Annotated in this window: 11 protein-coding genes; 7 read left to right on the forward strand and 4 right to left on the reverse strand. The window is 38.2% G+C overall.

Going from position 1 to position 11,370, the window contains the following annotated elements; translation table 11 throughout:
* Positions 1 to 247 precede the first annotated feature (247 nt).
* Genes A6M13_RS07565 through A6M13_RS07575 form a run of 3 tightly spaced genes read left to right on the forward strand, consistent with a single transcriptional unit; the run spans position 248 to position 3,214 of the window.
* Complete coding sequence (locus A6M13_RS07565) at positions 248 to 1,015, forward strand: ABC transporter ATP-binding protein (protein WP_066544642.1); 768 nt, start codon at positions 248 to 250, stop codon at positions 1,013 to 1,015.
* Entirely contained in the window at positions 1,002 to 2,858 is a 1,857-nt protein-coding gene (locus A6M13_RS07570) for an ABC transporter permease (protein WP_066544644.1), read from the forward strand. The genes A6M13_RS07565 and A6M13_RS07570 overlap by 14 nt, the downstream gene beginning before the upstream one ends.
* Positions 2,855 to 3,214, forward strand: a complete 360-nt coding sequence (locus A6M13_RS07575) for a YxeA family protein (RefSeq protein WP_066544646.1) — start codon at positions 2,855 to 2,857, stop codon at positions 3,212 to 3,214. The genes A6M13_RS07570 and A6M13_RS07575 overlap by 4 nt, the downstream gene beginning before the upstream one ends.
* Before the next feature lie 354 nt (positions 3,215 to 3,568).
* On the opposite strand, the gene A6M13_RS07585 is transcribed toward A6M13_RS07575, so the two are convergent.
* Entirely contained in the window at positions 3,569 to 4,939 is a 1,371-nt protein-coding gene (locus A6M13_RS07585) for a sensor histidine kinase (RefSeq protein ID WP_066544649.1), read from the reverse strand.
* Positions 4,940 to 4,949: 10 nt separating this feature from the next.
* On the reverse strand, positions 4,950 to 5,657 hold the full coding sequence (locus tag A6M13_RS07590) for a response regulator transcription factor (RefSeq protein WP_066544651.1): 708 nt from the start codon (positions 5,655 to 5,657) through the stop codon (positions 4,950 to 4,952).
* Between the two features lie 79 nt (positions 5,658 to 5,736).
* Between A6M13_RS07590 and A6M13_RS07595 the strand changes: the two genes are divergently transcribed.
* A complete protein-coding gene (locus tag A6M13_RS07595) occupies positions 5,737 to 6,351 on the forward strand; it encodes a PH domain-containing protein (protein WP_066544652.1) in 615 nt (204 codons plus the stop codon).
* A gap of 126 nt (positions 6,352 to 6,477) precedes the next feature.
* Positions 6,478 to 7,515 (forward strand): AbrB family transcriptional regulator, encoded by a 1,038-nt coding sequence (locus A6M13_RS07600; RefSeq protein WP_281181713.1) that lies wholly within the window; start codon positions 6,478 to 6,480, stop codon positions 7,513 to 7,515.
* A gap of 22 nt (positions 7,516 to 7,537) precedes the next feature.
* Here A6M13_RS07600 and A6M13_RS07605 read toward each other — a convergent pair whose 3' ends face one another.
* Together A6M13_RS07605 and A6M13_RS07610 are read right to left on the reverse strand one after the other, a co-directional pair.
* Complete coding sequence (locus A6M13_RS07605; RefSeq protein ID WP_083998272.1) at positions 7,538 to 8,134, reverse strand: TetR/AcrR family transcriptional regulator; 597 nt, start codon at positions 8,132 to 8,134, stop codon at positions 7,538 to 7,540.
* A 319-nt stretch (positions 8,135 to 8,453) separates the two neighbouring features.
* Entirely contained in the window at positions 8,454 to 8,921 is a 468-nt protein-coding gene (locus A6M13_RS07610; RefSeq protein ID WP_141680918.1) for a hypothetical protein, read from the reverse strand.
* 282 nt (positions 8,922 to 9,203) lie between these two features.
* On the opposite strand from A6M13_RS07610, the gene A6M13_RS07615 reads away from it, so the two are divergent.
* Together A6M13_RS07615 and A6M13_RS07620 are read left to right on the forward strand one after the other, a co-directional pair.
* The gene (locus A6M13_RS07615) at positions 9,204 to 9,755 is read left to right on the forward strand and encodes a sigma-70 family RNA polymerase sigma factor (protein WP_066544658.1); all 552 of its coding nucleotides are present in this window, start codon (positions 9,204 to 9,206) and stop codon (positions 9,753 to 9,755) included.
* 32 nt (positions 9,756 to 9,787) lie between these two features.
* Positions 9,788 to 11,215, forward strand: coding sequence for a DEAD/DEAH box helicase (locus tag A6M13_RS07620; RefSeq protein ID WP_066544661.1), 1,428 nt, complete (start codon positions 9,788 to 9,790; stop codon positions 11,213 to 11,215).
* The last annotated feature ends 155 nt before the right edge of the window (positions 11,216 to 11,370 follow it).

The raw sequence follows: 11,370 nt of genomic DNA on the forward strand, positions 1-11,370 counted from the left end.
TTAAAAGCCAACAATCCCTACATTAAACATCGTTCCAAAGGCAAAGGACAACGAGAACACAATTCGTAAGTAACGTTTCATTGTAGAATCCTCCCCTATTTTGCTGTAATGCTCTATTCCCAAATGTTAAAAATGTTAATCCTTTGTAAAGTTATTATTTAAGGTTGTTGTAAGGTTACGACAAATTTTGTGTAAGGATGAAGTTATACAATTAATATAAGCGTTAGACGAAGGGACGGGAAAATAGATGGAAGCATTATTACATGTAAATGCACTAACAAAAACATATGGAACGGCCGGTACAACATTTCAGGCGTTAAACAATATTAACTTTACGATTGAAACAGGAGAGTTTGTCGGCATTATGGGAGCATCAGGTGCGGGGAAATCGACATTATTAAATATGCTCGCAACGATTGATACACCAACTTCGGGTGACATTATTATCGATGGCACAAACATTTCTCAGATGAACGCGGATGCACTAGCAGATTTTCGCCGTGACCATCTCGGCTTTATTTTTCAAGACTATAATTTACTTGATTCATTAACGGTACGTGAAAATATTGTGCTGCCATTAGCCATTGCGAAACGTCCTGTAAATGAAATTGAACAGCAAGTACAAACAATCGCAACATTGTTTGGCATTGAAGCATTACTTGATAAATATCCGTATCAAATTTCAGGTGGACAAAAGCAACGAACAGCGGCATCACGCGCACTTGTCACAGAGCCGAAATTGATTTTAGCAGATGAACCAACTGGTGCACTTGATTCAAAATCGGCAACAGAGTTATTAAATAGCTTAGTGCGATTAAATGAAGAAAAAGAATCTACAATTATGATGGTAACGCACGATGCTTATGCAGCAAGCTTTTGCCGTCGCATTATTTTTATACAAGATGGACAGTTAGCGACAGAGATTTTTAAGGGCACAAAAACACGTAAGCAATTTTTCGAAGATGTGCTACAAATGTTAGGGCAAATTGGCGGTGACATTGATGACGTTATTTAGTTTAGCGCGTAAAAATATAATACGTAATTTATCGAGCTATGGATTATATTTTGGCTCAATGGTCTTTTCGATTGTTATTTATTTTACCTTTATGACATTGAAATATAGTGATGATATTGCGACACTAACGCAAACGGATACAAAAGTGGATAGCATTATGGGCGCTTCTGCATTTGTATTAATCTTCTTTGTCGCGATCTTTATCTTTTATTCAAATGGCTTTTTTATGCGCAAGCGAAAAAAGGAAGTAGCACTTTATTCATTATTAGGGATGCGCAAAAAGAAGATCGGCTTTATGCTTTTTTTTGAAAATTTAATGATGGGTATTCTCGCACTATGTGTCGGGATTATGATTGGCTTTTTATTATCAAAAGGTTTATTAACCATTTTAGTGCAGTTAATGGGCTATGATGTTATCGCAAACTTTGTGTTGTCATGGGAAGCTGTGCAACAAACGGCGCTTATTTTTATGGTGTTATTCATCATTACATCGCTACAAGGATACCGTGTCATTTATCAATTTCAGTTAATTGATCTATTTCATGCCGCTAAAAAGGGTGAAGATATGCCAAGAGCTTCCGCTATTTCAGCAGTTGTCGGCATTGCGTTACTCGCATTTGCGTATTACTTATCACTGACAAATATTTTCACATCCGAGCTATGGAAGTTGATGGGTTATGTAACAGTACCGTTAGTCGTCATTGCGCTAACCATTGTCGGGACGTATTTATTATTTAATAGCGTGACAGTTTATTTATTAACACTATTAAAAAAGGTGCGTAGTTGGTCGTGGAAGGGCGTTAATTTAATGACGGTTTCTCAGCTATTGTATCGTGTTCGTGGCAATGCGAAATCATTTACGATGATTGCGATTTTAAGTGCGACAACGATTACAGCAGGTGGAGCGGTTTATAGCCTTTACTATATGACCGGCGAATCGACGAAAGAGGCAAATCCGAACACCTTTATGTGGATAGGTGAAGATGTTGCAATGCCGACAGCGAATCAACAATATGATGAAACAATTAATTTTGCTGAACAACGCTTTATCATGGAGGAGCAAGAGATACAGTACTCGGTTATTAGCCATAGTATGTATGAGCGTTTAGCACAGCTACAGCAGCAAGAAATCGTTGCGGGAGAATATATATTACTCGACCCATTTTATACAGAGGAATTTTCACCGGTTCAAGCAGGACAGCAGTTAACTCAGCCGAGTAGTGGCGCATCTTTAACGATTACAGCAATTGTGGACCAATCTGTTTTAAATACGTATATCGCTTGGCAAACACTCGTTGTGCCAGATACTGAATTTGCGATGTATCACGCAACACAAACCGCACAGCTTTACAGTTATACAGACGAAAAAGATCAACAAGCGTTATCTCAACAGTTAGAAGCGATATTGCCGGAAGAAGCACAGCTGACAAGCTATCCACGTGATTATGCGGCAGGTCTTTCAGCAGCAGGGTCGTTATTATTTGTAGGTAGCTTTTTAGGACTTGTCTTTTTAACAGCTACAGGGTCGATTATTTATTTTAAAGCGTTAACAGAAGCGGAAGAAGACCGCGAAAAATATGCGATTTTATATAAAATCGGTATTAGTAAGAGGGCATTATTACAAACGATTAGTACACAAGTTGGCTTTGTGTTTGGCTTACCATTAATTGCAGGATTATTGCACGGAGCGGTAGCATTATCAGCATTTGGACAAATCTTTATGATGGATGTGACAAAGCCGGTACTCGTTTGGATGGCGGTATATGCATGTATTTATATGGTGTATTATGTCTTTACCGTTTGGAATTTTTATAAAGTCGTGAAACAGGAGAGTGCAACATGAAAAAATTTATCGTAACAATTATCGCGATTTTTGCGGCGCTTGCAGTAGCAGGCTATGCGATCTTATCAGTGGATTGGAACAGATTTAATAAAGAGCATTACTATACAGTTGTGACCGAAGAAGTAGAAATTGAAGAAACCGTTATTTCAACAGGTGAAGTGATGACGCGCTATTGGTATGATTTCACGAGCTATGATGAAAATGGACAAGAGCAAGTGCTCGAACTATCCGCAGCTAAGCAGTTACGAGCAGGCGCATATTTACGTATTTATGTAAAAGATGACAACGTTGTTACATCGTATGATGAAGTGAAATTTGAGGACATTCCACAAAATGCACAACAACAATTACAGTAAATAAAATGTAAAAATAAGCTGGGACAAAATAAAGAGCTTGAGACAAAAAGAAATATCCTTCAGCAACGACAACTGCTGAAGGATATTTCTTTGCTTTTGGTGCTACGCCACATAGCGGACGCGTTTCGCAGGCATGGCTTGAGGCAAACACGATGTTTGTCACATCTGCCTTGCCACACGACGTGGCGTTTTTGGCAGATGTTCCTCTTTTAAAAGCTCATGCTCCTGCGGTTACTCGTCGCAGAAAAACATTGCTTTTCCTGCTGAAGTCGCCGCTTGTGTCGGAACATCATCTCAATCAACTTATTTTCATCAGAAATAGGGTACTATGCCAATCTCTTTCTATTTTCATCGTTATAATAACATAATGGTTACAGTCGTGCCAATATGTTCTGAACTTGTGAGTGTCACAGTTCCTTTATGCGCGATAACAATATCGTGTGCAATAGCCATACCTAGCCCTGTTCCATCTGTTTGTGCGGTATTGGTTCCGCGATAATAGCGTTCAAAGACATGATGAACATCGTCTGCTGGAATGCCTTTGCCGTTATCTTGAATGATGACGGAGTTATTTGTTACAGTAATCGACACGGCGACTGAGGCATCATTATGATGCAGTGCGTTATAAATAAAATTGAGTAGAGCACGGCGCATATAATGAACATCTATGTCGCGTACCCAACTATCTAGTTGCGTATCAAATTGAATATCTCGTTCTGCATATAACGGGTCATTTAATAAATCAATCACGATTTCTCGCACAAACGACACGACATTGACCATTTCAAGTGACATCGGAAGCTGTTGATTCCGTAGACGCATCGTTAAATTTAAATCATTAATTAAATTTTTCATATGCTCTGCTTGTTTTTCAATGGTCTTCGCATAGTCGAGGCGTTCTTCATCGGATAAGTGTGCATCATCTAATAGCTCGGCATAGCCACGAATCGACGCAAGCGGTGTTTTTAAATCGTGCGTCACATTACTAATCCATTCCTCGCGCATTGTTTCTAGCTGTTGGCGTTCCTTATCAGCCTGTGCCAAGTCAGTCGCTACTTGTTGTAAATTGTTAAAGACTGGCGCATACAGCCCGCGCTTCGGTACTTTTCCAGTAGTTTGCTTCGTTTTTAACAACTGAATGCGTTCAATTAATGTCGCTACAGGTTTTGTAATGGGTAAACTAAATATCCAGCCGACCATTAAAATAATGAGCAAATCAATAATGGCTATCGCGATCAATAGCTTTTGCATGACGTCGATAACGGATGATGTTTCATAGGTGAAAACGACGCGATTTAACTCGGCATTTTTCACCCCAATGATATAATTATATACTTCACCATCTCCGACAAAAACGGTTGTTTGATGTTGCTCCTTGAAGCGGTAATTTTGAATCGTATCGACTGGGCGATATTTTGTAAGGGCATCAGCTGGTGCGTTATAGTTATACACGACAAGCCCATCACTATTGACGATTTGAAGCCAAGCGTTATAGTTGTCGAGTTGTGACAGGGCATCAGGCGCAACGACAATACCATCTGTAGCTGTCACATATTGGTCAAACTGACGTGTAAACTGTTCAATTGTATGTGTATTAAATTCGTCAAGGTCATTTCGTTGTTGCTGTACAATAAAATAAAGAAGAAATATCGTATTGGCAATAATAACGAGTGTGACGATAGCAATAACAGATAATAAAAAGCGACTTGTTAATTTAAATTGCATAGCAGTTCCCTCACTTCGGCAACATAAATTTATAGCCAAGCCCTTTCACCGTAATTAAATATTGAGGCTGTGAAGGGTCTTGTTCAATTTTTTCACGTAGGCGACGAATATGTACCATAACGGTATTATCCGAGCCGAAAAACGCTTCATCCCATACACGCTCAAATAATGTTTCTTTACTTAAAATGCGATTTGGATTCGTTAAAAATTGTACCAGTAAGCCAAGTTCCTTTACAGTTAAGTCGAGTACTTCACCATTACGTGTTATCTCTGTGCGGTCACTATTTATTTCAAAAGGACCGACTGTCAGTGGTGGTTGTTCCGTCACTGTTGTTTCTGGTATTTGTAAATAGCGTGAGCGACGTAAATGGGCTTTGACGCGGAAGGCTACTTCCTTTGGGCTAAATGGCTTTGAAATATAATCATCGCCGCCAATTGCCAAACCTAAAATTTTATCAAGTTCCTCCGTTTTAGCAGACATAAATAAAATTGGGATATGTGAAACGGTGCGTATTTTTTTACATAGCTCATACCCTTCGCCATCTGGAAGCATCACGTCTAGCAATACTAAATCTGGCTGATATCGTGTAAATGCATGCCAACCTTGTTCAAGTGAATAGGCAATATCGATATTTTGGTAGCCCTCTCGTTGTAGTGTTGCTTGCATTAACTTCGCGATATCTGCCTCATCATCGACAATTAAAATCCGTTCGTTCATGAAATCCCTCCAAAAAAGAATTGAAACCTTTTGTTTCTATCATACGTAACATAACTATACCATTCTAGGAGGTTATTCTATGTTTAAAAAAATTGCTTCAGATGCGTTAGGCTTATCCGATATTGGCGTGGTTGTGCCACGTGACCAATTCGACCAAACTGATTCGGATGATTTTATTTTTAATGAAATTGACGAGAAGATTTACTTTTTAATTAAGACAAAAGCAGATGAATATTGCTTTACGAATTACGCGCTTATTCATGTGGACGGTGCGAACGCGATGAGTAAAAAGCGTACATTACGTCGCTATGATTATGAGTACAATACCATTGCGAATGTCGAGCTTGAAACAGCGGGAACAATTGATTTAGATGTAGAAATTAAATTTACAATTGGCAATGTGCCACTATCATTAGATATTCATAAAAAGTTTGTTGCAGAAATTAAAGATTTATATAAAGCATTACATGCGATTTCAATGGAACAAAAACATAACGCCCATAATTTTGATGCGGCAACAGAAGGGCTTCGATTAGCAACGACAGCACTTGGACGCATTGGCAATGACAGCATTTCACCAGCTTCGTCATTTAAAGAAATTACAAGCTTTTCACAGCGTTGGTTAATGGAACAACGTGCAGCACATGTGAAAAAAGATTTCGGTCATGTGTACGAACTGTACATTAATAATTAATACGTGAAATAAAGTGACTGTATGTATATAAGTGAGGTATGAGAAATGATACAATTTCTCATACCTCTTTCTTCGTTTATGCTACGATGAAAAATAAAAGGGGGGAGTGTTATCGGAACATTAACAGTGCTTTTTTTGGCATGTTTAGGCGGTATGGTGTTTCAATTGTTGTCGATACCGATTCCTTGGATGTTAGGGCCACTTGTCTTTGTACTAATCGGTCAGTTTTTTTTACGTAATTTAGCTTGGCCTCACGCACTGCGTAATAGCGGTATGGTTTTAGTTGGTATAACAATAGGGCAAGCATTTGTAGTAGATGTTTTTTTAGAAAGTAATGTAGCAGAACTAATTATCTATTTAGTAGTACTCAATATTAGCTTATTAGTATTCGCATTTATGCTTGCGCGTCTTACACAACGCTGGACAGGACAAAGCTTTATGAATGCGCTTGTCTGTAGTATTCCAGGTGGTCTATCGCAAATCATTATGTTTGCAGTAGAGCAAAAAAATATTGATGTCGCACAAGTGACGTATTTTCATGTAATTCGTGTATTAGCCGTTGTTATTTTAATTCCATTTATTATTTCTCCACATGCAACAGAATCGCCTACGGTTCCATTTGTATTCACGGATGTTCCTGCGCTTGTGATGTTAGTCGGCGTGTGCGTAATAGGTGTGCCGCTCGCAGCGTTTTTACGTGTACCGACCCCGTATATTTTAGGGCCTGTAATTGTCGTTATGGTATTAAAAATTTATGGTGTTGATTTACCAGTATTACCAACAACGCTGCAGCAACTGGCACAATTATGTATCGGTGCTTATATTGGATTATTATTGAAGCCTCATATGCTAAAATTATCGCCTAAAGTATTAATAGCAGGGGTTTTGAATGCAGCGCTATTACTATTGATTACGTATATTGGCGCCTTGTTATTAATGCAAGCGTTGCCGATTCATTTTGCTACAGCGTTTTTAGCGACAGCACCAGGTGGCTTAGACCAAATGGGGATTTTAGCTGCAGCAGTTGGCGCGAGTGTGTCCTTTGTGACGTTGTTTCAACTTGTACGGATTTTCTTTATTTTCTTTGTGGCTATGCCTATTGTCCAAATGATGAATCGCAAAGCACTCAATACAAAAAACGCTAGCCGTCTATTTAACGGCTAGCGTTTTTATGTGGTATACAAGCTTATTTATAAAGTGAATTAGTATATAAATGAACCATTAGCTCAACAACCTCATCCATTTCATGATTGGCGTTGTTTTTATGTAATACAAAATCCCACATCACTTGTTCATTTAATGAATACCATAGATGTGCTAAAACATCTGCATTGATATGAGGGTGTGCTAAGCCAATTTCTTGAACGTAGCGAATATCGCGAGCGATACTTAATTTAAAGGTATCTTGGAATTTCTTCCAAAAGTCAGCGATAAGTGGCGAACAGCCGATTGCTTCATACACTACTTTTAACATACGTTGATGTTGAAGTGCAGCATCTATGACAAGGCACAGTTGCTTCGTAATAATGTCAATAGCTTCCGGCTTTGTCGAAGGTACAAAAGGCATTAAACCGATTGCTTGTAATGAAACTATCGTGTCATCCATAATGACGCGTAGTAAATCGTCTTTGTTTTTAAAGTATACATAGGCAGTACCGTACCCAACACCAGCTTCTTTAATAATTTGTGTCATTGTTGTTTGGGTAAAACCATTATATAAAAATACTGTTGTGCCAGCTTTTAATAATTTATTGCGTGTTTCAATAGAGCGTTCTTGCTTCATAGAGTTCTCCTTTATAGTACTTATAAGTGCAAATGTTTAGTAATTTTTTGTGTGTATAATGAAATAATGAGTGATTTTTATTATAAGAATTATACAACTGAATAGTTATAGTATATACAAATTTTCAGAAAAAACATTACTTTTTTCAGTTTGAATGTGCTAAGAAAGTAGAAAAATAATACTGTTTGTATAGGGTGTAAAGCATTTAGGGAAAGTGACCAAAGGAAAAACAGCTATATAATGAAAAAAGTTATATTTTTAACATTTAGTTTCTTAGGTCTAAAGTATTGGAAAAAGGAGATAGCGTAAAAGTATTGTTTCAAAATAAATTCGCTACGTATGTAGCGCGCAAGCATTGCTCACGGCATTGAAATGCAGACGCTTTTACATGGAATTGTTGTTCAGCGACATACAAAATACAGCGCTTTTTAGAGATTTCTTTAAATTGATATTTCGTCGTGAATATATACAGAGAATCAATGGCATCGTAAACGGTATATTCGTGAATAACTTGCTTCGTTTTCGGTGCATAAAAGGGAACTTTTTTAGCGAACGCTGTGAGGTTGCGCATACTATGTTTACTGCCACGAATAGACGTCCCTTGCTCATTTAAAAACGTTTCTATAAACTCCTGACTAGTCATTGCGCTATACATACTTTTAAGAGCACCTGCATGTAAATAAAAAACTTCACAATAATAAGGTGGCTTGACAATCGGACTCACAACAATAATTTCTTTCTTACATGTGTCATCAAATGGTTTCACGAAGCCAGTCGTAAACATCATATTTCCTCCTCTATCCTGATTTTGATGTTCGTATTATAACGAAATTTATTTGGAAAAAAAGGCGGTTTTTACGGGATATACATATAATTAAAAAACTTTACGTTTTATTAATAGAGCATAATATATTTTACGTACAAGCGCTCAAATTTTTATTTTGAATCATTATCGAAAAAATAGCATAGCAAAATGTAAATTTGGGGCGTTATTAAAAGACAAAAAACACATTTATAGTGGAAGCACCTAGGAATGATATTTGTTACATGTAGCAATAAGGAGCTTCATATGTTAAATGAGGATGTTAGGATTTCGGCGTATTTCCAGCAGGTAACACGTACAGATGACATGGATTTCTACTATTTTCAGCAAGCGTTAGCACAATACAAACCGTTAATGACAAAGTTGGTGTATCAATACGTGGCAAAAAATCGTCGCCATGAATTTTTTGTATATGCAGAATTAGCGTTATATGAGGCATTACAAGCATATGATAGCACAAGAGGCCCATTTAGTAATTGTGCATACCAGTATATAAAAACGGCTCTATTACGTGAAGTGCGGCGCGATGCTGCATTCACGAAGAAGCATGTACCTGTTGAGCCACAAACATTAATGTTAATGGCACATGATGAACGCACTCCTCGCCATATTGAAGAAGTATTCGAACGAAAAATCGTCGCACATGTATCTGAAGAGGAACTCGCTTTTTTATATGCTTTATACGTAGACAATTACTCATACGCGGAAATAAGTGCTCGTTTCGGCGTGCCGATAGAGACGTTAAAAAAGAGAAGACAACGTTTAATTGCAAGACTTACAGCACGAAGCCATGTATAATGAGCAACAGCATAGAAGAAAAGAGGAACGGTATGAAACAATTTCAATTACAACAGGAGCTAAACCGCGCATTGACGGAACTCGGCTATACAGCACCAACACCTGTACAGCAAGAAGTGATTCCAGCGGTGTTAGCAGGGCATGATGTCCGTGCAAGAGCGCAAACAGGGAGTGGTAAAACGGCAGCGTATGTCATTCCAATTTGTGAACAAATCGATTGGTCAGAAAATAAGCCACAAGCATTAGTATTAACGCCAACGCGTGAACTTGCCGTACAAGTACAAGAGGATTTCCATGCGATTGGTCGCTTTAAGCGTATTAACGCTGTAGCGGTATACGGCAAGCAACCAATTCGTTACCAAATGACGCAGTTACGCCAAAAGACACATGTTATTGTCGGAACGCCAGGACGTGTGCAAGACCATATTGATCGAGGTACGTTAAAGCTAGATGAAATTCGTTACGTTGTGCTTGATGAAGCAGATGAAATGTTAAATATGGGCTTTATTGACCAAGTGAACGGTATTTTAGCGAGCATTAAGCACCCCCATACGACATTGTTATTTTCAGCAACATATCCAGAAAGTGTTACAAAGCTTGCGAATCGTTATTTAAATAACCCACGCCATGTTGAAATTGAGTCACAAGGCTTTACAGCGCAACGTATCGAGCATTATTGGATGAATGTGACCGAAGACAATACGTACCGCGATTTAAACCATGTATTAATGACCGACAATCCAGATAGCTGTATTTTATTTTGTCGTACAAAGGACCGTGTAGAAGCGCTTTATGATTATTTAGACGAACAGGGTTATAACTGTGATTTATTGCACGGTGGTATGAACCAGCAAGATCGTTTAGATGTAATTCGTGACTTTAAACGAGGAGATTTTCGCTATTTAGTTGCAACAGATGTCGCGGCACGTGGATTAGATATTGAAAATGTATCGCTTGTCGTAAATGTGGATATTCCATTAGAAGTAGAAGCATATGTGCACCGTACTGGACGAACAGGACGAGCCGGCAATACCGGAAAAGCCATTACATTTGTGACACCTTTTGAAGATAAGTTTTTAGCGCAAGTGGAGGAATATATCGGCTTCTCTTTAACACAAGTAGATGTACCAGCAGATGTATCAGCAGACCAACATGTAGCATTTGAAGAAAAAATGCGTACATTGCCACCACGTAAAAAGCTAAAAGCTGAACATGTGAATGAAGGTATTTTAAAGCTGTATTTCAACGGTGGCAAAAAGAAAAAGCTACGTGCAGTAGACTTTGTTGGTACGCTTTGTCGTATTGACGGCATTGAAGCAACGGACATCGGCATTATCTCGATTCAAGATACATGTACGTATATTGATATTTTGAATCATAAAGGCGACCGCGTATTAAAAGCGATGAAAAATACGCCGATTAAAGGGAAAATGCTAAAGGTGCATAAAGCGAAAAAATAACATCAACAACACGCTCAGACAAATTACTACCTTTCATAAAATCGGTTAATCGAGATGAAAAATATGCATTGGTACGTCCGCTATGTGGAGTAGCACCAAAAGCAGAAAAATGAGGTTGAGACAAAACAAAGTGTTAGGAGAAATATCGTCATTTC

Origin of the sequence: Caryophanon tenue, from assembly GCF_001700315.1 — a bacterium.
Classification (GTDB): Bacteria; Bacillota; Bacilli; order Bacillales_A; family Planococcaceae; genus Caryophanon; species Caryophanon tenue.